The 24,631-nt window shown below is 55.0% G+C and carries 22 protein-coding genes and 5 tRNA genes; 10 read left to right on the forward strand and 17 right to left on the reverse strand.

From position 1 onward, the window contains the following. From tuf to ACOTWU_RS17690, 5 genes are all read right to left on the reverse strand, one after another. The coding region (gene tuf, locus ACOTWU_RS17670; protein WP_214595682.1) for an elongation factor Tu at positions 1 to 812 on the reverse strand (812 nt) is incomplete at its 3' end. A gap of 118 nt (positions 813 to 930) precedes the next feature. After that, positions 931 to 1,006: transfer RNA gene (locus ACOTWU_RS17675), tRNA-Thr, on the reverse strand. A 6-nt stretch (positions 1,007 to 1,012) separates the two neighbouring features. Continuing rightward, positions 1,013 to 1,087 (reverse strand) — tRNA-Gly (locus tag ACOTWU_RS17680). Positions 1,088 to 1,203: 116 nt separating this feature from the next. Then, a tRNA-Tyr gene (locus ACOTWU_RS17685) sits at positions 1,204 to 1,288 on the reverse strand. Between the two features lie 8 nt (positions 1,289 to 1,296). Continuing rightward, positions 1,297 to 1,372: transfer RNA gene (locus ACOTWU_RS17690), tRNA-Thr, on the reverse strand. A gap of 317 nt (positions 1,373 to 1,689) precedes the next feature. On the opposite strand from ACOTWU_RS17690, the gene coaA reads away from it, so the two are divergent. Next, positions 1,690 to 2,640: a type I pantothenate kinase gene (coaA, locus tag ACOTWU_RS17695; protein WP_015569977.1), complete on the forward strand. Its 951-nt coding sequence runs from the start codon at positions 1,690 to 1,692 to the stop codon at positions 2,638 to 2,640. A 42-nt stretch (positions 2,641 to 2,682) separates the two neighbouring features. Here coaA and dppF read toward each other — a convergent pair whose 3' ends face one another. From dppF to ACOTWU_RS17740, 9 genes are all read right to left on the reverse strand, one after another. Continuing rightward, the gene (gene dppF, locus ACOTWU_RS17700; protein ID WP_017383568.1) at positions 2,683 to 3,696 is read right to left on the reverse strand and encodes a dipeptide ABC transporter ATP-binding subunit DppF; all 1,014 of its coding nucleotides are present in this window, start codon (positions 3,694 to 3,696) and stop codon (positions 2,683 to 2,685) included. Continuing rightward, positions 3,693 to 4,676, reverse strand: a complete 984-nt coding sequence (dppD, locus tag ACOTWU_RS17705; RefSeq protein WP_015569978.1) for a dipeptide ABC transporter ATP-binding protein — start codon at positions 4,674 to 4,676, stop codon at positions 3,693 to 3,695. Before dppD ends, dppF begins: the two co-directional genes overlap by 4 nt. Positions 4,677 to 4,686: 10 nt before the next feature. After that, complete coding sequence (gene dppC, locus ACOTWU_RS17710; protein ID WP_006810535.1) at positions 4,687 to 5,589, reverse strand: dipeptide ABC transporter permease DppC; 903 nt, start codon at positions 5,587 to 5,589, stop codon at positions 4,687 to 4,689. Positions 5,590 to 5,598: 9 nt separating this feature from the next. Then, positions 5,599 to 6,618: a dipeptide ABC transporter permease DppB gene (dppB, locus tag ACOTWU_RS17715; protein ID WP_006810536.1), complete on the reverse strand. Its 1,020-nt coding sequence runs from the start codon at positions 6,616 to 6,618 to the stop codon at positions 5,599 to 5,601. 177 nt (positions 6,619 to 6,795) lie between these two features. Beyond that, positions 6,796 to 8,403, reverse strand: a complete 1,608-nt coding sequence (gene dppA, locus ACOTWU_RS17720) for a dipeptide ABC transporter periplasmic-binding protein DppA (RefSeq protein WP_006177809.1) — start codon at positions 8,401 to 8,403, stop codon at positions 6,796 to 6,798. Positions 8,404 to 9,024: 621 nt separating this feature from the next. After that, a tRNA-Pro gene (locus ACOTWU_RS17725) sits at positions 9,025 to 9,101 on the reverse strand. A 91-nt stretch (positions 9,102 to 9,192) separates the two neighbouring features. Then, positions 9,193 to 10,887, reverse strand: coding sequence for a kdo(2)-lipid A phosphoethanolamine 7''-transferase (gene eptB / locus ACOTWU_RS17730; protein WP_126499302.1), 1,695 nt, complete (start codon positions 10,885 to 10,887; stop codon positions 9,193 to 9,195). A 238-nt stretch (positions 10,888 to 11,125) separates the two neighbouring features. After that, positions 11,126 to 12,328 carry an L-lactate MFS transporter gene (locus ACOTWU_RS17735; RefSeq protein WP_045329429.1) on the reverse strand — a complete coding sequence of 401 codons (1,203 nt, stop codon included), beginning with the start codon at positions 12,326 to 12,328 and terminating at the stop codon, positions 11,126 to 11,128. Positions 12,329 to 12,566: 238 nt separating this feature from the next. Continuing rightward, positions 12,567 to 13,109 carry a hypothetical protein gene (locus ACOTWU_RS17740; protein ID WP_015569983.1) on the reverse strand — a complete coding sequence of 181 codons (543 nt, stop codon included), beginning with the start codon at positions 13,107 to 13,109 and terminating at the stop codon, positions 12,567 to 12,569. A 160-nt stretch (positions 13,110 to 13,269) separates the two neighbouring features. On the opposite strand from ACOTWU_RS17740, the gene tag reads away from it, so the two are divergent. Together tag and ACOTWU_RS17750 are read left to right on the forward strand one after the other, a co-directional pair. Beyond that, entirely contained in the window at positions 13,270 to 13,851 is a 582-nt protein-coding gene (gene tag / locus ACOTWU_RS17745) for a DNA-3-methyladenine glycosylase I (protein ID WP_017383572.1), read from the forward strand. Further along, positions 13,829 to 14,269 (forward strand): N-acetyltransferase, encoded by a 441-nt coding sequence (locus ACOTWU_RS17750; protein ID WP_048219211.1) that lies wholly within the window; start codon positions 13,829 to 13,831, stop codon positions 14,267 to 14,269. The genes tag and ACOTWU_RS17750 overlap by 23 nt, the downstream gene beginning before the upstream one ends. Here the strand turns inward: ACOTWU_RS17750 and ACOTWU_RS17755 are convergent. After that, on the reverse strand, positions 14,238 to 16,607 hold the full coding sequence (locus tag ACOTWU_RS17755; protein ID WP_047717051.1) for a molybdopterin guanine dinucleotide-containing S/N-oxide reductase: 2,370 nt from the start codon (positions 16,605 to 16,607) through the stop codon (positions 14,238 to 14,240). The two genes, ACOTWU_RS17750 and ACOTWU_RS17755, sit on opposite strands and share 32 nt — an antisense overlap. Positions 16,608 to 16,729: 122 nt before the next feature. On the opposite strand from ACOTWU_RS17755, the gene ACOTWU_RS17760 reads away from it, so the two are divergent. From ACOTWU_RS17760 to ghrB, 6 genes are all read left to right on the forward strand, one after another. Next, positions 16,730 to 17,392 (forward strand): OmpA family lipoprotein, encoded by a 663-nt coding sequence (locus ACOTWU_RS17760; RefSeq protein ID WP_015569987.1) that lies wholly within the window; start codon positions 16,730 to 16,732, stop codon positions 17,390 to 17,392. A 179-nt stretch (positions 17,393 to 17,571) separates the two neighbouring features. Then, complete coding sequence (locus ACOTWU_RS17765) at positions 17,572 to 18,588, forward strand: LacI family DNA-binding transcriptional regulator (RefSeq protein WP_045338316.1); 1,017 nt, start codon at positions 17,572 to 17,574, stop codon at positions 18,586 to 18,588. Positions 18,589 to 18,690: 102 nt separating this feature from the next. Beyond that, positions 18,691 to 19,440 carry a sugar phosphate isomerase/epimerase family protein gene (locus ACOTWU_RS17770; protein ID WP_126499299.1) on the forward strand — a complete coding sequence of 250 codons (750 nt, stop codon included), beginning with the start codon at positions 18,691 to 18,693 and terminating at the stop codon, positions 19,438 to 19,440. A 3-nt stretch (positions 19,441 to 19,443) separates the two neighbouring features. Further along, entirely contained in the window at positions 19,444 to 20,382 is a 939-nt protein-coding gene (locus tag ACOTWU_RS17775; protein WP_126499298.1) for a sugar kinase, read from the forward strand. Between the two features lie 117 nt (positions 20,383 to 20,499). Further along, positions 20,500 to 21,780 (forward strand): MFS transporter, encoded by a 1,281-nt coding sequence (locus tag ACOTWU_RS17780; RefSeq protein WP_001089079.1) that lies wholly within the window; start codon positions 20,500 to 20,502, stop codon positions 21,778 to 21,780. Positions 21,781 to 21,807: 27 nt separating this feature from the next. Continuing rightward, on the forward strand, positions 21,808 to 22,782 hold the full coding sequence (gene ghrB / locus ACOTWU_RS17785; RefSeq protein WP_015569992.1) for a glyoxylate/hydroxypyruvate reductase GhrB: 975 nt from the start codon (positions 21,808 to 21,810) through the stop codon (positions 22,780 to 22,782). 58 nt (positions 22,783 to 22,840) lie between these two features. Here ghrB and cspE read toward each other — a convergent pair whose 3' ends face one another. Next, positions 22,841 to 23,053, reverse strand: a complete 213-nt coding sequence (cspE, locus tag ACOTWU_RS17790; RefSeq protein ID WP_003860775.1) for a transcription antiterminator/RNA stability regulator CspE — start codon at positions 23,051 to 23,053, stop codon at positions 22,841 to 22,843. A 244-nt stretch (positions 23,054 to 23,297) separates the two neighbouring features. Further along, entirely contained in the window at positions 23,298 to 24,008 is a 711-nt protein-coding gene (locus ACOTWU_RS17795) for a DUF3053 domain-containing protein (RefSeq protein WP_017383576.1), read from the reverse strand. A gap of 330 nt (positions 24,009 to 24,338) precedes the next feature. Between ACOTWU_RS17795 and ACOTWU_RS17800 the strand changes: the two genes are divergently transcribed. After that, the gene (locus ACOTWU_RS17800; RefSeq protein ID WP_003860776.1) at positions 24,339 to 24,626 is read left to right on the forward strand and encodes an HTH-type transcriptional regulator; all 288 of its coding nucleotides are present in this window, start codon (positions 24,339 to 24,341) and stop codon (positions 24,624 to 24,626) included. Positions 24,627 to 24,631: the final 5 nt, after the last annotated feature.

Genomic DNA, 24,631 nt, shown 5'->3' on the forward strand with positions numbered 1-24,631 from the left:
GCACGGCCTTCGTCCAGCAGTTTGCGGAACATTTCAACGCCAGTACAGGTAGACTTCGCAGTCTCTTTGATACCAACGATTTCAACTTCTTCACCCACTTTGATGATACCGCGCTCTACACGACCGGTAACAACGGTACCACGACCAGAGATGGAGAATACGTCTTCGATTGGCAGCAGGAATGGCTTGTCAATCGCACGCTCTGGTTCTGGGATGTAAGAATCCAGGAAGCCAGCCAGTTCGATGATTTTCGCTTCCCACTCTGCGTCGCCTTCCAGCGCTTTCAGCGCGGAACCACGAACGATTGGAGTGTCGTCGCCTGGGAAATCGTACTGAGACAGCAGTTCACGAACTTCCATCTCTACCAGTTCCAGCAGCTCTTCGTCATCAACCATGTCGCATTTGTTCAGGAACACGATGATGTAAGGAACGCCTACCTGACGACCCAGCAGGATGTGCTCACGAGTCTGAGGCATAGGGCCGTCAGTCGCAGCAACAACCAGGATCGCGCCGTCCATCTGCGCAGCACCGGTGATCATGTTTTTAACATAGTCGGCGTGGCCTGGGCAGTCTACGTGTGCGTAGTGGCGAGTCGGGGTGTCATACTCAACGTGAGAGGTGTTGATGGTGATACCACGAGCTTTTTCTTCTGGTGCGTTATCGATCTGGTCGAAAGCACGAGCAGCACCGCCGTAGGTTTTAGCCAGTACGGTAGTGATTGCAGCGGTCAGCGTTGTTTTACCATGGTCAACGTGGCCGATAGTACCGACGTTAACGTGCGGTTTTGTACGTTCAAACTTTTCTTTAGACATCGATTGTCCCTCTAAGACACGGATAAATCGGTGATATCACCACATCAACCAGGCGAAAATGCCTGAACTGTTGAATACATTTACATTGAAACAGAGAGAAAGGGAGGGAGAAGTGAAGTGGTGCTGATACCCAGAGTCGAACTGGGGACCTCACCCTTACCAAGGGTGCGCTCTACCAACTGAGCCATATCAGCACGTATTGGAGCGGGCAGCGGGAATCGAACCCGCATCATCAGCTTGGAAGGCTGAGGTAATAGCCATTATACGATGCCCGCATCCTGAAACTCGGCTACCCAGTTCTTTCTGTAACAAAAAAAGAGATTTCTCTCTTTTCTGTTCGAGCTGGTCAATTTTTCTAACCAGCTCCGGCGGCGTTGACGCTGCCAGAAAGTGGTGGTGGGGGAAGGATTCGAACCTTCGAAGTCTGTGACGGCAGATTTACAGTCTGCTCCCTTTGGCCGCTCGGGAACCCCACCGGACTTGATGGTGCCGACTACCGGAATCGAACTGGTGACCTACTGATTACAAGTCAGTTGCTCTACCTACTGAGCTAAGTCGGCATCAAGTAGCGCGCATTCTATGGAGACCTGCGCAGTCATGCAACTAAAAAATTGCATAAAACGTTCTTTCGCTCACATTTTATTCGAAACCAGGGCTAACCGCTGTAAATTCATCCGCTCACGGTTAAAAATTCAACATGAACGCCTGATTTCGGCACGCTATAGCCCCAGGTGATGCCTGCCCGGTTAAGCATCGCTTTCCCATATTTTTTCTTATTATTCCTCTCATCTGATGTTAACCTCCTGCCCATTGTCCAAAATTAACTATGTGATGAGCCCGCACCCGCCGTTTCGTGATGGTTCACAGAAGCATGCTTATGAGCAAAAAAGAGCAAACGTTAATGACGCCCTATCTTCAGTTTAACCGTAGCCAGTGGGCAGCCCTGCGTGACTCCGTCCCTATGACACTGACGGAAGGTGAAATCGCACGGCTAAAAGGGATAAACGAAGATCTCTCCCTGGAAGAGGTGGCAGAAATCTATCTCCCCCTTTCTCGCTTGCTTAACTTCTATATCAGCTCCAATTTGCGTCGTCAGGCCGTACTGGAACAGTTCCTCGGCACGAACGGTCAACGTATTCCTTATATCATCAGTATTGCGGGCAGCGTGGCAGTGGGTAAAAGTACCACCGCGCGCGTGCTACAGGCGCTGCTGAGCCGCTGGCCGGAACACCGCAGCGTGGAGCTGATCACCACCGACGGCTTCCTGCATCCCAACGAGGTGTTGAAAGAACGCGGCCTGATGAAAAAGAAGGGCTTCCCGCTCTCTTATGATATGCACCGCCTGGTAAAGTTTGTTTCAGATCTAAAATCGGGCGTACCTCACGTTACCGCGCCGGTTTACTCGCATCTGATCTACGACCGCATCCCGGATGGCGACAAAACGGTTGTGCAGCCCGACATCCTGATTCTGGAAGGCTTAAACGTCCTGCAAAGTGGGATGGATTATCCTCACGATCCGCATCATGTGTTTGTCTCTGACTTTGTCGATTTCTCAATTTATGTCGATGCGCCGGAAGATCTGCTGCAACGCTGGTATATCAACCGCTTCCTGAAGTTCCGCGAAGGCGCGTTCACCGACCCGGATTCCTACTTCCACAACTACGCCCAGCTCTCTGAAGAAGAGGCTATCAGCGTGGCGACCGGGCTGTGGAATGAGATCAACTACGTCAACCTCAAAGAGAACATCCTGCCGACGCGCGAACGCGCAAGCCTGATCCTCACCAAGAGTGAGAAACACGCCGTTGACCAGATTCGTTTACGGAAGTAGACCTCAGACGTAAAAAAACCGGCTTATCGCCGGTTTTTTTCTTTATGCCTGCGGCTTTTCGCCGTTTTCATCCTGATCGACCGCGAAGCAGGCCACCAGCTGTCCGCCATAATCCTTCAGTTGTGGCTGCAACTGCGTGCACGGGCCGAAGCGGCGACGGCAGCGGGCGTTGAACGCACATCCCGGCGGCGGGTTAAGCGGGCTTGGCAACTCGCCGGTCAGCTTAATGCGCTCCCGGCGGTCATCCGGGTTCAGTCTCGGCGTTGCAGACAGCAACGCCTGCGTATACGGATGACGCGGGTTAGTAAAGATCTGATCTTTCGTCCCCTTCTCCACGCAGCGTCCCAGATACATCACCATCACCTCATCGGCAATGTGCTCAACCACGGACAGGTCATGGGAGATGAAGACGTACGACAGTCCCAGATCCTGCTGTAAATCCATCATCAGGTTAAGCACCTGCGCGCGAACGGACACGTCAAGCGCTGAGACCGGCTCATCGGCAATCACCACGTCCGGGTCAAGCATCAGCCCACGGGCGATGGCAATACGCTGACGCTGACCGCCAGAGAACATATGCGGGTAGCGATCGTAATGCTCGGTTTTAAGCCCCACCTTCGCCATCATCGCCAGCGCTTTTTCACGACGCTGCTCTTTGCTCAGATTGCTGTTAATCAGCAGCGGCTCTTCCAGAATCTGCCCCACTTTTTTACGCGGGTTTAAAGAACCGTACGGGTTCTGGAACACAATCTGGATTTTCTGGCGACGCAGCTTCTGCGCCTGCGGATCGTGCTTGAGAAGATCCTGGCCCTGATAGTAAAGCTCGCCGCCGGTTGGCGTTTCGATCATCGTCAGCAGACGGCCCAGCGTGGATTTTCCACAGCCCGACTCCCCGACGACCGCCAGCGTTTTACCGCGTTCAAGGCTGAAGGAGACGCCGTCCAGCGCTTTTACCAGGCGCTCAGGGGCAAAAATCCCCTTCTTCACCGGGTAATGTTTTTTCAGGTCGATAGCCTGCAACAGCGGCTGTTGCGTGGTAGCCTCGTGCGTACTCATAGTGTTGGCCTCCCGGCATCATCGAGTGGGTAGTGGCATTTTGACTGCCGACCATCGGCCAGCAGATTCAGCTCTGGCTCCTCGGCGCGACATTTATCTGTCGCATACGGGCAGCGCGGATTCAGCAGGCAGCCCTGCGGACGGTCATATTTACCCGGAACCACACCCGGCAGTGACGCCAGACGCGCTTTGTCCTGGGCAAACTCCGGCAGCGCGCGCAGTAACGCCTGCGTATACGGGTGACGCGGAGCGCGGAAGATATCGTGCGAACTTCCGGTCTCCACCACCTGACCCGCGTACATCACGATGATTTTGTGTGCCGCTTCCGCCACCAGCGCCAGGTCGTGCGTAATCAGCACCAGCGCCATATTCTCTTTCTGCTGCAACTCCAGCAGCAGCTCGATGATTTGCGCCTGGATGGTTACGTCCAGCGCGGTAGTTGGTTCATCCGCAATCAGCAGTTTTGGTCGACAGGCAATCGCCATGGCGATCATCACGCGCTGGCTCATGCCGCCGGAAAGCTGATGCGGGTAAACGTCCAGACGCGATGCCGGGTCAGGTATCCCCACCAGGTTCAGCAGATCGATAGCACGCTGGCGACGGGTTTTCTTGTTGCCGCCCTGATGCACCTTAATGGCTTCCATAATCTGGAAACCGACGGTGTAGCATGGGTTCAGGCTGGTCATGGGGTCCTGGAAGATCATCGCCACTTCCGCGCCCACCAGCTGGCGGCGCTGTTTTTCGGAAATGCGCTTCAGATCCTGACCGTTGAACTCCAGATTTTCCGCCATCACGCGGCCGGGGTAGTCAATCAGCCCCATAATCGCCAGCGAACTCACTGACTTACCGGAGCCCGACTCTCCTACAATCCCGACCACTTCGCCCTGATTAACGCTGTAGCTGATGCGGTCCACGGCGCGAAACGGTGTGCCTTCGTCGCCAAAGTGCACGGATAATTTATCTACATTTAATAACGCCATCTCGTGCCTCTTACTGCTTCAGTTTGGGATCAAGTGCATCACGCAGACCGTCACCCATCAGGTTAAATGCCAGCACCGTCAGCAGAATCGCCAGACCTGGGAAGGTGACGACCCACCAGGCGCTTTGCGCGAACTGCAACACGTCGGAGAGCATGGTGCCCCACTCCGGTGTTGGCGGCTGCGCACCCATGCCAAGGAAGCCAAGAGCGGCCATATCAAGAATGGCGTTAGAGAAACCGAGCGACGCCTGAACAATCAGCGGCGCAAGGCAGTTTGGGAAGATATTGATAAACATCTGACGCATCGCACCGGCACCCGCCACGCGAGAGGCGGTAACGTAGTCGCGGTTCACTTCCACCAGCACCGCCGCACGGGTCAGACGCACGTAATGCGGTAGCGCAACAAACGTCAGCGCAAGCGCGGCGTTACCAATCGACGGACCAAAGATCGCCACCAGCACCAGCGCCAGCAGCAGGCTTGGCAATGCCAGCATAATGTCGACGACGCGCATGATGATGTTATCAACGATGCCGCCGAAATAGCCCGCCACGAGGCCGAGTACGATCCCCATGATCAGCGACAGTACGACAACGAGGCAGCCAACCAGCAGCGACAGGCGTGCGCCGTACATCAGGCGCGACAGCACATCGCGGCCCACATCGTCGGTGCCCAGCAGGTGCGTCAGGCTTCCGCCGTCCTGCCATGCAGGAGGCGCCAGCAGCGCATCGCGGAACTGATCAGCCGGGTTATACGGCGCAAGGACGTTCGCAAACACCGCAATCAGGATCATGATGGAAACATACACCAGCCCGACGACCGCGCCTTTGTTGCGCTTGAAGTAGTGCCAGAACTCCTGCATCGGCGTCATTGGCACCGGTGCGGTGACCACTTTATTTTGAGTAACTTGTGACATGATGGCCCCTTACTTCTTATGACGAATACGCGGGTTCACCACGCCGTACAGCAAATCGACCAGCAGGTTGACGAGGATAATCATCGTCGCGACCAGCAGTACACCGCCCTGCACAACCGGATAGTCACGGCGTTGCAGCGCATCAATCAGCCAGCGTCCAAGACCCGGCCAGGAGAAGATGGTTTCGGTCAGGATCGCCCCCGCCAGCAGCGTACCGACCTGCAAACCGATAACGGTCACCACCGGCAGCATAGCGTTACGCAGGGCATGAATGATGATGACGCGCATACGGGTCAGGCCTTTAGCGCGGGCAGTACGAATATAATCCTCGCCCAGCACTTCCAGCATGGAGGAACGGGTCATACGCACGATCACCGCCAGAGGGATGGTGCCCAGCACCATTGCAGGCAGGATCATGTGCGCAACCGCATCAATGAAGTTGCCCTCTTCGCCCCAGATCGCCGTATCAATCAGCATAAAGCCGGTTAACGGGTTGGTGTCGTCAAGGAAAACCATGTCGCTGACGCGTCCGGAGACCGGCGTCAGGTTCCACTGCACCGAGACCAGCATGATCAGCATCATGCCCCACCAGAAGATAGGCATGGAGTAGCCGGTCAGTGCCAGGCCAACAGCGGTGTGGTCGAAAATAGAGCCACGCTTAACGGCAGCCAGTACGCCAACGGGGATCCCTACCGCGGTCGCGAAGATCATGGCGCAGATACCGAGTTCCAGCGTCGCTTTAAAGCGCGGTACGAACTCGTCCCACACCGGAAGACGGCTTTTCAGTGAAATCCCTAAATCGCCGTGCAACACACCCCAGATATAGTGGAGATACTGCTGCCACATCGGCTTATCAAGGCCGAGTTCAGCCAGCAGTTGCGCATGACGTTCAGGGGAGATACCACGCTCACCTGCCATAATCATTACCGGGTCACCCGGGATCATATGGACGAAGGCAAAAGTGAGAAGGGTGATACCGATAAACGTCGGGATAACCAGTCCCAGACGTCGGAGGATGAACTGCAACATAACCCGGATTCTCTCTGATGACGCACGCCCAGTGGCGTGACGTCTGTATTGCTCACAAATCTTATTCCCTCCCCTTTTAGAGAGGGAATAAAGCACTGCTGCCGGGTGGCGCTACGCTTACCCGGCCTACATACCGTAGGCCAGTGCAAGCGCAGCGCCGCCTGGCGTTGCTTTTAATTATTCAACAGACACGTTTTCGAAGTGGTGTTTGCCCAGTGGATCAACCACGTAGCCCTTCACTTCTTTACGCACTGGCTCGTACACGGTGGAGTGAGCAACAATCAGCGCCGGAGCCTGATCGTGCATGACAACCTGAGCTTGCTTGTACAGTTCGATACGTTTGTTGTGATCGTCGGTCGCACGCGCCGGCTGGATCAGATCTTCAAACGGCTTGTAGCACCAGCGAGAGTAGTTGGAACCGTCTTTCGCTGCCGCACAGCTGAACAGGGTCGCGAAGAAGTTGTCCGGATCCCCGTTGTCGCCGGTCCAGCCCATCATGACCGCCTGGTGTTCGCCCGCTTTAGCGCGCTTCAGGTACTCGCCCCACTCGTAGGTTACAATTTTGGCCTGTACGCCAATCTTCGCCCAGTCAGCCTGAACCATTTCCGCCATACGACGTGCGTTCGGGTTGTAAGGACGCTGTACCGGCATCGCCCACAGCTCGACGGTGAAGCCTTTGTCCTGGCCCGCTTCTTTCAGCAGCGCTTTCGCTTTCTCAGGATCGTAGGTGTAGTCCTTAATGTCGTCGTTATAACCCCACATGGTTGGTGGGATCAGGTTCTTGGCCGCAACGCCCGCGCCCTGGTAAACGGCTTTGATGATCGCTTCTTTGTTCACCGCGTAAGTCAGCGCCTGACGCACTTTCACGTCATCGAACGGTTTCTTCTCGGTGTTGAAGGAGAGATAACCCACGTTCAGGCCCGCCTGCTCCAGCAGGTTGATATTTTTGTCCTGCTTCATGCGCGCGATGTCAGCCGGGTTTGGATACGGCATCACCTGACATTCGTTTTTCTGCAATTTTGCGTAACGCACGGATGCGTCAGGCGTGATGGAGAAGACCAGACGGTCGATCTGCGGCTTGGTGCCCCAGTAGCCCGGGAAGGCTTTATACAGAATACGGGAATCTTTCTGGTACTGAAGCAGCTGGAACGGGCCGGTACCGATTGGGTTCAGGTCCACTTTTTCCGGCGTGCCGGCTTTCAGCATGTTGTCCGCGTACTCTTTAGAGAGAATCGAGGCGAAGTCCATCGCCAGGTCAGCCAGGAATGGCGCTTCCGGACGCGTCAGCACAAATTGAACGGTTTTATCGTCCACTTTTTTCACTTCAGCGATCAGGTCTGGCAGACCCATCCCTTCGAAGTATTCATAGCTGCCGCCAGACACTTTATGGTACGGGTTCTGGGCATTTTTCTGACGGTCGAAGGAGAACACAACGTCGTCGGCGTTAAAGTCGCGCGTAGGTTTAAATTCTTTGCTGTCCTGCCACTTCACGCCCTGGCGCAGGTGGAAGGTATAGGTTTTACCGTCTTCGCTGACATCCCACTTTTCAGCCAGGCCAGGAATTACTTCCGTGGTGCCGGTTTTAAATTCAACCAGACGGTTATAGATCGGTACAGAGCTTGCGTCGTAAGTCGTACCAGAGGTAAAGAGCTGTGGGTTAAAGCCTTCCGGAGAGCCTTCAGAACAGTAAACCAGGGTTTTTGCCTGTACGCTTGCTGCAACGGTCATGGCCACCAGGCTCAGACCAAGCTTCAGCATCCCTGACTTCTTCAAGGAAATACTCATTATTGTGCTCCAATGTGATGTTTTGCTTTGTTGTGTTACGCCGCCTGACCTTTATTTATTTTTTACCCGGTCCGGTCGGTGATGCCCGAAGGCGTTAAAAGGGATAGAGAATCCTTTCAGAAGAGCGTTTGAGTTGCAGCGCAGATCCTCCCTGAAATGCCCCTCGTGCCCTACAATCTGTCAACAGAATGTGAAAACGTCAATACAGGTGGCGGGGATTTACGTGGAGTGTGAGAAACCGCAAACAAAGATTAAAAAAACCCTGACCGTGAGTTTTCAGCAGAGAAATTTATGCTACTCGCCATGATGCAGCACAATTATCTTCATATTTCGCAACACTCAGTGATTAAGTTTTATTCAGAATGGGTGAATTTTCTTACAGAATGGTGATTATCTGAGCACTAAATACCGCGAACGTTAAAACGCACAGCGAAAAATGCTGAGGTTATCCATAAGCAACGCGAAAAAAGATCAAACTATATATAAAAAAATACAATGGATTATGTCACAAAACCGCAAGCAGGCAGGGGGAAGCAGGGCTAAGGGGTATTTTGAGGACTCGTGCGGGGTAACGCGTTAATGCAAAAAGGGCTAACCTTGCGGTTAGCCCTTTTTAGAATGTGGTCGGCGAGAGAGGATTCGAACCTCCGACCCACTGGTCCCAAACCAGTTGCGCTACCAAGCTGCGCTACTCGCCGAATGCGGAGCGCATCTTACTGCTGAGGTGCGCCCCCGTCAATCCCTTATTTTCAAAAAGCCATTCAACTGGCGATATTCTCGCCAGACCAGCTACTGCGCGGCTTTTGTGGTGTTATCAGGGAGTTTACACCAGTTGTTGTTTTCGTTAATCCCACCGTTCGGTGAGGTATAGCCGAGACAACCCATAATGGTGTCGTACAGCTCAACGTGACGGCGCGGTACCTTGATCTCTGCCTGCTGTTTCAGATGGGCAAACATTTTGGCTTTGTCCGGGTTTTCCAGGTACTTATCCGACATCCACATGATCATCGGCACGCGGAACTGCTCAGGCGGGGCCAGCTTACGCGGCGTGCCGTGTAAATGCTCTTTCTCGTTGATGGACTCGCCGTGGTCGGCCGCGTAAATCACAATCGCTTTCTTATCGCGAAGCTGGTCGATCACCCGGCTGAGGAAGGTATCCACATACAGAATCGAGTTATCATAGGCATTGATCAGCTCCTGCTTGCTACAGTTCTTGTTAATGCCGACGCACTCAGGCGTCCATTTGGCGAAATCGCGCGTGTAACGCTGATAGTAGCTGTAGTGTGAACCTTTGGTATGCAGAACAATAAGGTGCTTACCCTGCGGATGGTTTTTCAGCGACTGTTCCATCTCAGAGAGCAGCAGCATATCATCAACGTTCTTTCCGCGGTTACGCGGCTCGGCGCCAATCTGCTCGCGGTAGGCGATGTTATCCGCCATGGTGTTGGTGTAGAACCACATCTCACTTTGCATGGCGAACAGATCGGAGCTAAATCCAAGCTGCTTCAGAACAGCAAACACGTTTTGCTCTTTGAGAGTGCGCTGAGGATTATCACTCGCACCGCCCTCACGAACAAACATACAGCGCAACGAAAGCTTCGTGGCGGTATCGCAGGAGTAGCCGCGGTATGCCACCAGGTTCTTTTCCTGCGCCAGTTTCGGGGTGGTATCGCGGTCATAACCGAGAATACCCATATGATCCCAGCGCGTCGTTTCTCCGATAACGAAGACCACGTAAGTATCATCCAGTCCGTCAGCCGGAGCCTGGTAGGTGAACTTTTTGGTCGGGTTAATCAGCGATTTCACATCGCTGGATTCGTCCGCCTGAGCCCAGGCATAGAGACCTAACGCCGACAGCCAGTTAGACGGCAGATACGAGTTAGCCACCACGCCGCCGTAGCTTGGCATATCTACGCCTGTCGCTTTTTCGATCCGCTTTTGCTGTTTTTCCATCAGGCGAATAGGCGCCCATACCAGCAGACCCGCCAGAAGAACGACGGCGACGTTGCGGATGCGTTGCCCACGGGTACGCAGCTGGCGTAACAGGGTATAGCGACAGGTATTACTCCAGATAAAGAAGAGCGGGATCAGGCAGGTCAAAATCGTCCACATGATGAACCCTTGCCCCACCACCTCTTTCGAGAGGTCGATGTCCGTGGTCATCACCGAGGCCACAATACCGTAGCCAATGACCACATTCATGAATGTCATGTAATAGCTTGCGGCGGCAGAGATAATCACCACCAGCGAGGCCAGAACCTGCCATGTAAGTCTGCCAAAAAGCGAGAGCAGACGTAGCAGGAAGAAGGTTGCCAGAATTGAGCCAAACACTTCAATCGCGGCGAAAATCCCGTTTCTTACGGTGAGGTGTTCAAAATAACCTTCCACTCTTCTGAACAGCACCGCGCCATTCAGAAACAAACCGATATAGACAGCCAGCATCAGACACAATCTTTGCTGGGTAAGAGACCTGATATATTTCATGCAAACAACCCTGGGGGAAGGGGTATAAAGACCCGCCGAATCTCATTGAGAAAGCAGACAGAGTAAGTAGATGCGAGATAAACCGTTATCAGAAACGTCTACAAGCGCGATAAGTAGACCACAGCGAGGAAGAAAAGTGGCAGCAGAGAATGTGAATCGATGAAAATTTTTACAAAATAACAAGTCCGGAAGTGATATTGCGATAAAAAAAGAGGCCCTGCGGCCCCTTTTTATCGAATCATGCATGCGCTTCTTTATAGACCTCGCGCTGCGGCTGACGAATCGTGGTGGACAGCGCCAGTGAAATAATCAGCAAGGCAAATATCACGCAGAATGTCACGTAGAAGCCACCAAACAGCGAGGCAATCAGCGATCCGCAAATACTGCCGATACCGAAGCCGAGATAAATCACACCGTAGTTTTTCGCCAGATTGTTCAGCCCGAAGAACTCGCTCACCAGCGACGGGAAGACGGTAATGGTACCGCCAAAGTTAAAGGCTACGCAGGCTATCGCCGCAAAGAATGTCGCTTCGTTCAGCGGTGCAAACAGCAGCGCCGCCATGCCCACCAGAGAGATGACCTGCCCCAGCGTAATCACGCGGATGCGGGCGATTTTGTCAGACAGGATACCCAGTACCAGACGACCCGAGAGGTTAGCGATGGAGATGACCGTTACCGCGTTCGCCGCCGTCGCCGCGTCCAGTTTCACCATTCCCTGCGCGATATCTTTCGCCACGCCGATGACATACAGACCGCTCATGCAGGCCGTCAGGAACATCACCGCCAGCATCCAGTACTGCGGTTTACGCATGGACTGTGCAAGGGTGAAATCATTCTCCACCACACCGTTAACGGTTTTCACTTCCTGCTGCGGCGCGTCTTTCATCAGCGTTGCGCCGAAGAGGATCATCACCAGCACAATCACGCCCCAGATCATAAAGGTTTTCTCAAGCCCCACCGAGGTCAGCAGATGCGCATCGATGAATTTGAAGCCAAGGCTGCCCAGGCCATATGAACCAATGGCAAACGCGGAGATAAGCCCTTTACGCTCCGGGAACCACTTCACGCAGTTAGACAGCGTCAGCAGGTAACCTGCGCCGTCCGCCAGCCCCACCAGCACCCCGGCGCTCAGCCACAGCATCATCAGGTTGTCGGAATATGCCGTCAGGAAGAAGCCCACGCCCAGCAAGATCCCGGAGGCCATGGTTACACGCTTCACGCCGAAGCGCTCCTGAAGTTTGCCCGCCACGGAAGAGGAAATTGCTAACCCAAGACTCAGCAAGCCGAAGGAGAACGCCACCTGGCTTATCGGCGCGCCGATCTTATCAGACAGGGCGCTGTTAAACAGGCTCCAGGTATAGACCGATCCCAGTGCGAACTGGGTAACGATGGTGCCGAATAGCGTCAGCCAACGCGTGCGGTTATAAGTTGATGTGTTCATGGCAGTGTCCTGCAAGATAAATTAAGGAAATTCGCTGAGGACACGATAAACAAAACCCCATAACACCAGGGGTAAAACGGCATGAAATGCAGGAGAAACGGAATGAAATGCCTGGAAGCGGGAATGAATGACCTTGCCGGAGAAGAAAAAGCTCAAAGGTGAGCGATCACTATCGCTACAGTCCCTGCCGTTATTGTATTAAATATGTTACCGCAGCGTTTAAAAAAGTGACAACCCTTTAAAATTTGGCGCTCAATCCCAGCGTATATAAATATTCTTCTTCAGTTTGCTGGTTATAGCTGATCTTCGCCCAGGGGTGTAAATCACCATACTGCGTATCGACACGCCACCCCAATGAGTTCACGCTGGCATGCCAGAGTGGATCGGTAAGCGACTGCGTGGTGGTTGTATCCTCAAACGCATTCACTGGTGCGGAGGGAGCGCCATCAGTGCGCCACGCCATTACGGGCCCGGTGGTGAAATGTCCCGCCACGGGAAAATTCCAGCCAACGCTCAGAACGGTTTCCGCATCTGAACCGGATGGGTCGTTCAGGGTAAACCCCGCAGCATTCTGCGTGCGGTTAATACGCTCCGCGAGAATATCTTCATAACGAGGTTGGTGATCGGCGTCCCATGTATAGCGTTCCATCGTATTACTTTGAGCATCTGAAACGATATATTCCTGTTGCCACGCAAAAGCGGTGTTACAAAAAAGCAGGCAGACTGAAACACCCACCAGGCCAGAAGCAGCATGGCGACCACTGATTTTTTTTATCATCATCAAAGCGACTCCAGAAAGAGCCGAGTTCGGCGATATATGTCATTGTTCGAAGAGGTATTAGGGCGTATAGCCCTGTATTAACTATTGTCTCTTTAGCAGACACGTCAAGCCGGGCAGATTGAAATTTTTGCGTTTACCGTATCAGGAAGGGAGATGACCTATGCAACGTTGCGGCTGGGTAAGCCAGGATCAGCTTTATATCGATTATCACGACAAGGAATGGGGCGTACCGGAAACCGACGGTAAAAAACTGTTTGAAATGATTTGCCTTGAAGGCCAGCAGGCCGGACTGTCGTGGATCACCGTTCTGAAAAAGCGTGAGAACTATCGCAAAGCCTTCCACCAGTTCGATCCGGCTGCGGTTGCCGCCATGACCGACGACGACGTGGAAAGGCTGGTTCTGGATACCGGTATCATCCGCCATCGCGGTAAAATTCAGGCCATTATTGGTAACGCGCGTGCTTATCTGGCGATGGAGCAAAACGGCGAACCCTTCTCAGCATTCGTCTGGTCGTTTGTGGATAACGAGCCGAAGGTGACGCAGGCCGCCACGCTTGCAGAGATCCCAACGTCGACCCCCGCCTCAGATGCCCTGTCGAAAGCGCTGAAAAAACGCGGCTTTAAGTTTGTGGGCACCACCATCTGTTACTCCTTTATGCAGGCCTGCGGGCTGGTCAATGACCACATTACGGGCTGCTTCTGCCATCCGGAGGGCCACCATGATCCGCAAATGGCAAAGTGAGGACACCGCTCCGCTTTTGAGTCTGTGGCTGGAGAGCACCACCGAGGCGCATCCGTTTATCGACGCAAGTTACTGGCAAGCGAATGAAGCGGTAGTGCGGGATGAATACCTTCCCGCCGCCGAGACCTGGGTCTGGGAAGAAAACGGTACCCTGTGCGGTTTTATCAGCGTCATGCAGTTCCAGTTCGTGGGGGCGTTGTTTATCGCCCCGGCGTTCATCGGAAAGGGGATCGGGCGTGCGCTGCTGAACCACGTTCAGCAGCACTATCCGTATTTAAGTCTGGAGGTGTATCAGAAAAACGTGCGGGCGGTGAATTTCTATCATGCTCAGGGTTTTCGCATCGAAGACAGCGCCTGGCAGGATGATACCCAACACCCGACGTGGATCATGAGCTGGCAGGCGGATCAAACGCCGTAAGGGTAAGCGCCGGCCCCTCATATTTCTCCACCCATGCCAGCGCCGTATTCCCCGCGCAGCCATTCCCCAGCTTCGAGCTGGGGAGATCTTTGGTCAGCACGTTTACGGCGCCGTTCTTACAAATACCGCCCTCGTCCAGCGCCAGATCCGGCCATGCGCCCTGATGAATGCAGAAAACGCCAGGGCGGATCCCGTCACTCACCACGGCGCCTGCCAGCACCTGCCCGCGCGCGTTCCAGACCCGAACGAGGTCGCCGTGGTTAATCCCCCGCGCCTTTGCGTCATCGCTGTTCAGCGCAATCGGCTCACGACCCGCCACCGCATACTGCTCGCGCAAAGCCGAATAGTTGAGCTGGCTGTGCAGACGATGGGCGGGATGGGCAGACAGCAGCTGAAGCTGCCCCGGCTGCGCATTGCCATGCCATTCGTCCGGCTCCAGCCACGCCGGATGTGGCGGACAGTCCGCGTAGCCAAAGCTGGCGATGCGTTCGCTGTAGATCACAATCTTCCCGCTTTCGGTTTTTAGCGGGTGATTCTCCGGATCGCGACGGAAGTCAGCAAAGCGCACAAACCGCGCATTCTGCTCGCTTTCCGGCATTTCGAAGAGTTGATTCGCCTCCCAGAACTCAGCGAATGGCGGCAGCGTCACGCCCTGCGCAGCCCCGCGCTGGCTGGCAATCTGGTAAAACGTTTCCAGCCATTGCAGATCGGTTTTGCCCTCGGTGAAACGCTCCCGACTGCCCGCTTCCCACATTTCACTCAGGTCGGCAAAGACATCAAAATCATCCCGCGCTTCATCCCGGGGAGCCACGACGCGCTTCATCGGCACCATATGCTGATTGCTGTAATCCCCCGTCATGGTGAGATCGTTACGCTCGAACGAGGTCGTGGCGGGCAAAACGATATCGGCATGTTTCGCTGACGCGGTCCAGAAGCACTCCGAGATCACCACCAGCTCCGGTTTCTGCCAGGCGCGGATCAGGCGGTTAGTATCCTGGTGATGGGTGAAGTTGGCCCCACCCGCCCACCAGACAAACTTAATATCCGGGAAATGCCGATCCTGGCCGTTGTGCTGATAAAACCCGCCTGGGTTCTCCAGGGCTTCAACAATGCGTGCCACCGGAATTTTATCTACCGCGTCCACGCCACCCTGCACCGAGCCCTGCATGGAGGCCAGCACCGCGGCTTTTCGCGTCGGGTTGCCGCCGTTAGCAAAGTGATAGGAAAGCCCAAAACCGCCGCCGGGTGTGCCAATCTGCCCGAGCATCGCGGCGAGCGTCACCAGCATCCAGTGCTTCTGCTCGCCAAACTGCTGGCGCTGCATCCCCCAGCCGGACATGAGCATCGTGACACGGCTATGGAATAACGTCGCCAGTTCGCGGATTTTAACGGCATCAACGCCGCAAATCGCCGCAGCCCACTCTGCGGTTTTGGCGATACCGTCGGTTTGTCCCGTCAGGTAGTCGGCAAATTTATCGAAGCCCGTGGTGCAGCGCGCCAGAAATTCCGTATCGTGCCAGCCGTTCTCCACCAGGGTGTGGGCGATGCCCAGCATCATCGCCACGTCGGTGCCCATATGCGGCGCGATCCACTCGGCGCTGTCGCCGAAGAAATCCAGCGTTTCAGAACGCATCGGATCGATACAGATGATGCGCTTGCCGCTTTTGCGCAGCGCATCAAAGTAGGAAACGCCCTGCTCGTCGGACGCATTCCAGGCAATTTTCAGGGTATTGAGCGGGTTGGCGCTCCAGAGCACCACCACCTCCGCATGCTCCAGCACCAGCGGCCAGCTGGTCTGCTGCTGATAAACCTCATTCCCGCCCACGACATACGGCATGATTGCCTGCGCCGCGCCGGTCGAGTAATCGCCCAGATGGCCGGTGTATCCTCCGGCCAGGCTCATATAGCGTTGCAGCAGGGTTGCGGCCTTATGCAGCACGCCGTTCGAGCGCCAGCCATAGGAGCCGGCAAAAATGGACGACGGGCCATAGCTGTCGCGAATGCGTTTATGCTGGGTATGGATCAGCGCCAGCGCGTCGTCCCAGCTCACGCGTACGAACTCATCCTGCCCACGAATACCCTGCGGCTTATCCGGTGACGCCAGAAAGCCTTTACGCACCATCGGCCAGCGGACGCGGGTTTTACTGTGTACCTGATCGCGAACGACGGTCTGTAAAGAGTTGAGATGGCGCGAAGGCAAAGCCCCGCGAGACGACAGCACAGTGTCGCCATCGGTTTCGACCAGCATCGGCCCCCAGTGGGCGGCGGTCAGAATGGTTTTTGTTGAGGTGCTCAAAGCGTGCGCTCCTGGTTGCGTGCAGGTGTTTCGGCCTTTCATTGAGGCAGTTTATCGTTTGTGACAAATTTCAGAGTTATACACTGAATTTTCTCCGTATCCGGACGTCATAATCCACTGCCACGTCCATCGTGGCAAAGAATAAAAAGGATTAAGGAAATAAGATGAAAAAACGCGTACTCGTTATTGCCGCTCTGGTGAGCGGCGCACTGGCTGTTTCTGGCTGCACAACCAACCCTTACACCGGTGAACGCGAAGCGGGCAAATCCGGCATTGGCGCGGGTATTGGTTCCCTGGTGGGCGCTGGCGTTGGCGCACTCTCCTCCTCCAAGAAAGATCGCGGCAAAGGTGCACTGATTGGCGCAGCGGCAGGCGCAGCCCTGGGCGGCGGCGTGGGTTATTACATGGACGTGCAGGAAGCAAAACTGCGTGACAAAATGAAAGGTACGGGCGTGAGCGTGACGCGCAGCGGTGACAACATCATCCTGAACATGCCAAACAACGTGACCTTTGACAGCAGCAGCGCGACGCTGAAACCCGCAGGCGCGAACACCCTGACCGGCGTGGCCGCAGTGCTGAAAGAGTACAATAAAACTGCCGTGAACGTGATTGGCTACACCGACAGCACCGGCAGCCAGGATCTGAACATGCGTCTGTCCCAGCAGCGCGCCGATTCCGTGGCCAGCTCGCTGATCGCCCAGGGCGTAGAAGCGAACCGCATCCGCACCAGCGGCATGGGTCCGGCTAACCCGATCGCCAGCAACAGCACGGCGGAAGGCAAAGCGCAGAACCGCCGCGTTGAGATTACGTTAAGCCCGGTGCAGTAGTTAAAAGCAAAACGGCAACCCCGTTGCCGTTTTTAGTGTTTGCGCCCTCTCCCGTGGGAGAGGGTTGGGGTGAGGACATCAGACCGCAACCTCCGGTAAGCGCAGCGCCACCCGGTAAATTGCTTGATTCGCCAGATTTTCCCGCTAAGGTATTCTCACTAAATTCAGGGAAATCAGCGATGATCAAACCAACCCGGGCCACCATCAGCGACGTGGCGAAAGCCGCCAAAACCGGTAAAACCAGCATTTCACGCTACCTCAACGGCGAGAAACACCTGCTTTCCGATGCGCTGCTGGCGCGAATCGAACAGGCCATTGCCGATCTCGACTACCGTCCCAGCCTGATGGCGCGCGGCCTCAAGCGGGGACGCACCCGTCTGATTGGCCTCATCATCGCCGATATCACCAACCCCTACTCCGTAAACGTCCTCAGCGGCATCGAAGCGGCGTGCCGTGAGAAAGGCTTTACCCCGCTGGTCTGTAACACCAATAACGAGGTTGATCAGGAGCTGCATTACCTCGATCTGCTGCGCAGCTATCAGGTGGAAGGGATTGTGGTGAATGCCGTCGGGATGCGAGAAGAGGGGCTAAATCGCCTGCAACAATCCTCTCTGCCAATGGTGCTTATTGACCGAAAAATCCCGGAATTTGCCTGCGATGTGGTCGGGCTGGATAACACCCAGGCGGCTACCACCGCCACCGAGCACCTGATTGAACAGGGCTTCGAAGCCATTTTATTCCTGAGCGAACCGCTGGGCATGGTTAACACCCGCCGCGACCGCCTGGCTGCATTTCGTGCCACGCTGGCGCGATATCCCGGCGTGATCGCCGAGAATGCCGAAATCCCCCTGCATGAAGCCGGGCAGCTGGATAATACCCTGCGCCAGTTCCATACCCGCCATCGGGGTATGCGCAAGGCGGTGATCTCCGCGAACGGGGCGCTGACGCTTCAGGTTGCCCGCTCGCTTAAACGCATTGGCCTGCACTGGGGCAGCGACATCGGCTTACTCGGCTTTGATGAACTGGAGTGGGCAGAACTTGCTGGCGTAGGCATCACCACCCTCAAACAGCCCACCTGGCAGATCGGCTATGCCGCGGTTGAACAAGTGGTTCGCCGCATTGAAGGCGCCCGCGACGCCGTACGCGAGCAGGTTTTTTCCGGCGAGCTGATCGTTCGCGGCTCTACTGCCCGTTAATTCCCCCTTCGTGACAGCGATCATAAATTCAGCATCCCGATCTTTTCTTTGGAACCGGTTCCATCTAGCGTAATACTATCGATTACGCTCTGGAGTCAGGAAATGAGCAGGAAAATTATGGTGGTCACCGCCGCGTATGGTGCGGAACAGGTGCGACAGGCAGGCGGTCAACGGGCGATGCTTCCCGTTATTGCCGGCGCAGGGGCTGATGGCGTTGAAATCCGCCGCGAGCTCTTCAGCAACGACGAGTTAATGGCCCTGCCTGCGCTCGGCGAGTCCATTGAACTGCTGGGTTTACTGGCGTGCTACTCCGCCCCGGCCCCCCTGTTTATGCCCGATGGCACCCTCAACACAGATCTCCCGCGCTACCTTAGCGAAGCCAGCGCCCTGAACGCGCTGTGGCTTAAAGTCTCGCTGGGTCATTTCAGCGACAAACAGCCGCTTGAAGCCCTGCGCGCACTGCTGGATGAAAGCGGCATGACGCTGGTGGTGGAAAACGACCAGACCGACTGCGGGCAGCTCGCGCCGATGCAGCGCTTCAAAGCCGCCTGCCGGGTAATGGCGCTACCGGTCACACTGACGTTCGATATGGGCAACTGGCTGTGGGTTGGCGACTCCCCGGAAGAGGCTGCACGTCAGCTGGCTCCCGCCGTGAGCTATATTCATGTCAAGTCCGCAGTCCCGCATAAGGCGCAGTTCCGCGCCGTCGCGCCGGATCAGACCGATTCTCGCTGGCGGGATCTGCTCAATCAACTCCCTGCCGATGCGCCACGCGGTATCGAATTTCCGCTGGAAGGGACGGATCTCACCGCCGTCACCCGCCATTACGTCAACCTGCTGCGCGAGGAGTAAACCATGCACAAGACGCTGGATGTCATCACCATTGGCGAGGCCATGGCGATGTTTGTCGCCACCGAAACGGGCGAGCTGAGCGCAGTGGAGTACTTCATTAAACGCGTGGCAGGTGCCGAGCTGAATGTTGCTACCGGCCTTGCGCGGCTGGGGCTGAATGTCGGCTGGGTAAGCCGCATGGGAAATGACAGCTTTGGCCATTTTGTTCTCGACTCACTGAAAAAAGAGGGCATTGATGCCGCAGGCGTGACCCTCGACGGACGCTTTGCGACGGGCTTTCAGCTGAAATCTAAAGTTGAAAATGGAACCGATCCCATCGTGGAGTATTTCCGCAAAGGCTCAGCGGCAAGCCATCTCTCCGTGGATGATTATCACGCCGCGTATTTCTCCTCCGCGCGCCACCTGCACCTGAGCGGCGTGGCGGCGGCGCTCTCGACCAGCTCGTACGATTTACTGGATCACGCGGCTTCGGCAATGAAAGCACAGGGCAAAACGATCTCTTTCGATCCTAACCTGCGCCCGGTGCTGTGGAAAAGCGAAGCGGAGATGGCTGAGAAACTAAACCGACTGGCGTTTCAGGCGGACTGGGTTCTGCCGGGCATAAAAGAGGGAATGATCCTCACTGGCGAAAGCACGCCCGAAGGCATTGCTGATTTTTACCTCAAAAGAGGGGTAAAAGCCGTGGTGCTGAAAACCGGTGCCGACGGCGCATGGTTCAAAACTGCCGACGGTGAGCAAGGCGCTGTCGCTGCGGTAAAAGTCGACAACGTGGTCGATACCGTGGGCGCGGGCGATGGGTTTGCCGTCGGAGTCATCAGCGCCCTGCTGGAGGGCAAACCACTGTCGCAGGCCGTGGCGCGAGGCAACAAAATTGGTTCGCTGGCGATTCAGGTGCAGGGCGACAGCGAAGGATTACCAACACGAGCAGAGCTCGGCGTCTAAATTCCCTCTCCCTGTGGGAGAGGACCAGGGTGAGGGCAGCAATCCGCACCAGATAATTAAGCCACCGTGTACCCTACAGACAACGGCGGCAACAACCTCAACAACAGAGGCAAGCCTATGAACAGTTCGACCAATGCAGTAAAACGCTGGTGGTACATCATGCCAATCGTGTTTATCACGTACAGCCTGGCGTACCTGGATCGTGCCAACTTCAGTTTCGCATCCGCCGCCGGGATCAACGAAGACCTTGGGATCACCAAAGGGGTCTCCTCCCTGCTGGGTGCCCTCTTCTTCCTGGGTTATTTCTTCTTCCAGATCCCCGGCGCGATTTACGCTGAACGCCGCAGCGTGCGAAAGCTCATTTTCATCTGCCTGATCTTATGGGGTGCCTGTGCGTCGCTTACTGGCGTGGTGAATAACATACCTGCTCTGGCGGCCATTCGCTTTATTCTCGGCGTGGTTGAGGCGGCCGTCATGCCAGCAATGCTGATTTACATCAGCAACTGGTTCACAAAATCTGAGCGTTCACGTGCTAATACGTTCCTGATACTCGGTAACCCGGTCACCGTGCTGTGGATGTCGGTGGTTTCCGGCTACCTGATCCAGTCCTTCGGCTGGCGCGAGATGTTCATCATCGAAGGGGTTCCCGCGATTATCTGGGCCTTCTGCTGGTGGGTGCTGGTGAAAGATAAGCCAGCCCAGGCAAAATGGCTTTCAGAGGACGAAAAAGCCGCACTCCAGGCGCAGCTGGATAAAGAGCAGCAGGGGCTGAAAGCGGTGCGTAACTACGGTGAAGCCTTCCGCTCCCGGAACGTTATTCTGCTGTGCGCACAGTATTTTACCTGGAGTATTGGCGTGTACGGCTTTGTGCTGTGGCTGCCGTCGATTATCCGCAGCGGCGGTGAAAACCTTGGCATGGTGGAAGTGGGCTGGCTGTCATCGGTGCCTTACCTGGCTGCGACCATCGCGATGATTATCGTCTCCTGGGCATCGGACAAGCTGCAAAACCGTAAGCTGTTCGTCTGGCCACTGCTGCTGATCGCTGCTTTTGCCTTTATTGGCTCCTGGGCCGTAGGCGCGAACCACTTCTGGGCTTCGTATACGCTGCTGGTGATTGCGGGTGCGGCCATGTATGCCCCGTATGGTCCGTTCTTTGCCATCATCCCGGAAATGCTGCCGCGTAACGTCGCTGGGGGCGCGATGGCGCTGATTAACAGCATGGGCGCGCTGGGTTCGTTCTTTGGCTCGTGGTTTGTGGGCTATCTGAACGGCGCCACCGGCAGCCCATCGGCCTCTTACATCTTTATGGGGGTGGCGCTTTTTGCCTCGGTATGGCTTACTCTGATTGTTAAGCCTGCTAATAATCAACAGCTACCCGTCGGCGCACGCCACGCCTGAATCTTTTTAAAATCAACGGAGATTAGCATGAAGCCGTCCGTCATTTTGTACAAAGCACTGCCTGAAGACCTGCAAAAACGCCTGGAGGAACACTTTACCGTTACCCGGGTCAAGAACCTCAGCCCGGAAACCGTGGCACAGCACGCCGACGCGTTTGCCAGCGCCGAGGGCCTGCTGGGTTCGAGCGAAAAGGTGGATGCAGCGCTGCTGGAGAAAATGCCGAAGCTTCGTGCTACCTCAACCGTTTCGGTGGGATACGACAATTTCGACGTGGATGCGCTAAACGCGCGCAACATCCTGCTGATGCACACGCCGCATGCCCTGACGGAGACCGTCGCCGACACGCTGATGGCGCTGGTGCTCAGTACCGCGCGTCGCGTGGTGGAAGTGGCCGAGCGCGTGAAAGCGGGCGAATGGACGAAAAGCATTGGCCCGGACTGGTTCGGCGTGGACGTTCATGGCAAAACGCTGGGGATTGTTGGGATGGGGCGCATCGGTCTGGCACTGGCACAGCGCGCGCATTTCGGCTTCAACATGCCCATCCTGTATAACGCACGCCGTCACCACACTGAAGCTGAAGAACGTTTCAATGCCCGCTACTGCGAGCTTGATACGCTGTTGCGGGAAGCCGACTTTGTCTGCCTGATCCTGCCGCTGACGGATGAAACGCGTCATCTCATCGGCAAAGCGGCGTTTGAAAAGATGAAGAAATCGGCCATTTTCATCAACGCGGGTCGTGGTCCGGTGGTCGATGAGAAGGCGCTGATTGAGGCACTGCAAAACGGTGAGATCCACGCCGCTGGTCTGGACGTGTTTGAACAGGAGCCGCTGCCGGTAGATTCTCCGCTACTGACCATGCCGAACGTCGTCGCCCTGCCCCACATCGGCTCTGCCACTCATGAAACACGCTACAATATGGCGGCGACCGCCGTGGATAACCTGATTGCCGCGCTCGGCGGTAAAGTGGATAAGAACTGCGTTAACCCACAGATACAACAGTAGAAACGAAAAAACCCGCCAGAAGGCGGGTTTTTGAATTTTGTGCTACTGGGTTGGAAGCTTACAGGCTTACAACGTTACCAGCTGCTGGGCCTTTAGCGCCGCTTTCGATGGTGAAGGAAACTTTCTGACCTTCATCCAGAGATTTGTAGCCATCGTTCTGGATAGCAGAGAAGTGTACGAACACGTCTTTAGAGCCATCGTCAGGAGTGATGAAGCCGAAACCTTTATCAGCGTTGAACCATTTTACCAGACCAGTCATTTTAGCAGACATAGAAATTACCTTATTAACAAATATATTGTGCCTTCCGGCTTGATGGATTGCGTTACAGATTTTTAAGCGATGAAGGAAGGGTCACTACGAAGGGTATCTATGGATAACAATCTGGACTGCTTTACTAAACTGCTTTAGGTCTGTGTAACAAACCGACGAACATAGTTATACCGATGTGGTAGATGAATGACAAGCGTTATTTTCATCAAGCATAAAAAAAACCCCGCCGAAGCGGGGGTTTTTCTTATTCCGTAGCAGCGACCGCTGCGCTCCATGCCTGGCTAAAGGCCTGATGCTGGGACGCGAGCGGCCCGATCAGCGCGTTGTACTGGCTCGCCTGCTGGGAGGTCGGGAACTGGATACCGTTAGAGACGAAGCTCACCTGCGTACCTTGTTCACTAATAAAGTCACCCACCTGAACCAGCTGCTGAGTAAAGACCTGCGCCGCCGGGATCAGCGGTTGCAAGGCGTTTGACGGCTTGGTCACGACTTTCTCATACACCTGGTCATAGACCGGTTTGAGATCCTCGCCCTGCTTCAACGCGGAACGCGACGCATCAGCCTGCATTTTGGCATTTTGCAGCTGCTGGCTCAGTACCCCAAGTGCGCCATTTGACTGGCGCAGCGGTTCGCGCTGGGTCATATAATCCTGTGGAACGCGGATGGCATTCACGCTATCCACTACCGGGCGAATACCGGAATCCATCGCCTGGCTTACCTGCTGTGAATAGCCATACAGAATGGCGTAATCCGACACGAATGGACCAAACTGTTTTTTCTGATCCGCAGTCAGCGTTGGTAAACGCTCGCCGCTACGCATCACTGTATTCTGTAGAAAATCGATAAACGCTTTGCGCTGATCGCCTTCTTTATCGAAACACCCACTCAGGCTAACAACCATCAACAACGCCGCAATAGGCGCAAACCAGCGAGAGCAGGACTTTCCTGTCGCCATTTTATTACTCCTTTCACCCAAAAAGCGCACACCGGCACACGCGTGCCCAACGCTGACAAGGATAGTCCAGGTCAGCCTTGCAAGATAGAGTTTTCATGCAAAACGGGTATTCCCGTTTTTGTACTGACTATTTACAAAAAAATACCTGTGCATCCCTACATATGACTAATCAGGTAATTAGCATAACTATCCATATAGCTGAAACGCGTAAAGCGATCGTTATCGCACAATTAATCACAGCCGTGACGATCCTGTGTCTGGTTTAGGGACTATTCTTAACAGGCTCTCTGATGTTCATGATCCCGATGTGTGATTTATGAGGAGTTCTCAATGGAATTAAAAGATCCTGAGTTTGAGCTGCTGAGCAGCCTGGAACAGATTATTTTTAAAGATGTACCGCCGACGGTTACCCTGAATCAAAAGTCCAATCCTTTTAGTGAATTTGAGCGTTTACGCAAAGGATCGGGCCTGAAAACAGATGAATTCGCAAGAGCGATGGGTGTCAGCGTAGCGATGGTGCTGGAGTGGGAGTCAAAACGTGAAAAACCAACCCCAGCCGAGCTAAAGCTGATGCGCCTGATCCAGGCAAACCCTGACCTTCGCAAGCAGTTAGCCTGATAAAG

The organism is Enterobacter cloacae complex sp. GYL001, assembly GCF_049237125.1.
GTDB classification, from domain to species: domain Bacteria; phylum Pseudomonadota; class Gammaproteobacteria; order Enterobacterales; family Enterobacteriaceae; genus Enterobacter; species Enterobacter hormaechei_C.

Excerpts from the sequence above, each read along its gene's own strand:
- dppF (WP_017383568.1), bottom strand. The coding sequence starts at position 3,696 with ATGAGTACGCACGAGGCTACCACGCAACAGCCGCTGTTGCAGGCTATC.
- ACOTWU_RS17740 (WP_015569983.1), bottom strand. The coding sequence starts at position 13,109 with ATGATGATAAAAAAAATCAGTGGTCGCCATGCTGCTTCTGGCCTGGTG.
- dppC (WP_006810535.1), bottom strand. The coding sequence starts at position 5,589 with ATGTCACAAGTTACTCAAAATAAAGTGGTCACCGCACCGGTGCCAATG.
- dppA (WP_006177809.1), bottom strand. The coding sequence starts at position 8,403 with ATGAGTATTTCCTTGAAGAAGTCAGGGATGCTGAAGCTTGGTCTGAGC.
- dppB (WP_006810536.1), bottom strand. The coding sequence starts at position 6,618 with ATGTTGCAGTTCATCCTCCGACGTCTGGGACTGGTTATCCCGACGTTT.
- eptB (WP_126499302.1), bottom strand. The coding sequence starts at position 10,887 with ATGAAATATATCAGGTCTCTTACCCAGCAAAGATTGTGTCTGATGCTG.
- ACOTWU_RS17780 (WP_001089079.1), top strand. The coding sequence starts at position 20,500 with ATGAACAGTTCGACCAATGCAGTAAAACGCTGGTGGTACATCATGCCA.
- ACOTWU_RS17765 (WP_045338316.1), top strand. The coding sequence starts at position 17,572 with ATGATCAAACCAACCCGGGCCACCATCAGCGACGTGGCGAAAGCCGCC.
- ACOTWU_RS17775 (WP_126499298.1), top strand. The coding sequence starts at position 19,444 with ATGCACAAGACGCTGGATGTCATCACCATTGGCGAGGCCATGGCGATG.
- ACOTWU_RS17735 (WP_045329429.1), bottom strand. The coding sequence starts at position 12,328 with ATGAACACATCAACTTATAACCGCACGCGTTGGCTGACGCTATTCGGC.
- ACOTWU_RS17750 (WP_048219211.1), top strand. The coding sequence starts at position 13,829 with ATGATCCGCAAATGGCAAAGTGAGGACACCGCTCCGCTTTTGAGTCTG.
- ghrB (WP_015569992.1), top strand. The coding sequence starts at position 21,808 with ATGAAGCCGTCCGTCATTTTGTACAAAGCACTGCCTGAAGACCTGCAA.
- tag (WP_017383572.1), top strand. The coding sequence starts at position 13,270 with ATGCAACGTTGCGGCTGGGTAAGCCAGGATCAGCTTTATATCGATTAT.
- ACOTWU_RS17800 (WP_003860776.1), top strand. The coding sequence starts at position 24,339 with ATGGAATTAAAAGATCCTGAGTTTGAGCTGCTGAGCAGCCTGGAACAG.
- ACOTWU_RS17760 (WP_015569987.1), top strand. The coding sequence starts at position 16,730 with ATGAAAAAACGCGTACTCGTTATTGCCGCTCTGGTGAGCGGCGCACTG.
- ACOTWU_RS17795 (WP_017383576.1), bottom strand. The coding sequence starts at position 24,008 with ATGGCGACAGGAAAGTCCTGCTCTCGCTGGTTTGCGCCTATTGCGGCG.
- ACOTWU_RS17770 (WP_126499299.1), top strand. The coding sequence starts at position 18,691 with ATGAGCAGGAAAATTATGGTGGTCACCGCCGCGTATGGTGCGGAACAG.
- cspE (WP_003860775.1), bottom strand. The coding sequence starts at position 23,053 with ATGTCTGCTAAAATGACTGGTCTGGTAAAATGGTTCAACGCTGATAAA.
- coaA (WP_015569977.1), top strand. The coding sequence starts at position 1,690 with ATGAGCAAAAAAGAGCAAACGTTAATGACGCCCTATCTTCAGTTTAAC.
- ACOTWU_RS17755 (WP_047717051.1), bottom strand. The coding sequence starts at position 16,607 with ATGAAAGGCCGAAACACCTGCACGCAACCAGGAGCGCACGCTTTGAGC.
- dppD (WP_015569978.1), bottom strand. The coding sequence starts at position 4,676 with ATGGCGTTATTAAATGTAGATAAATTATCCGTGCACTTTGGCGACGAA.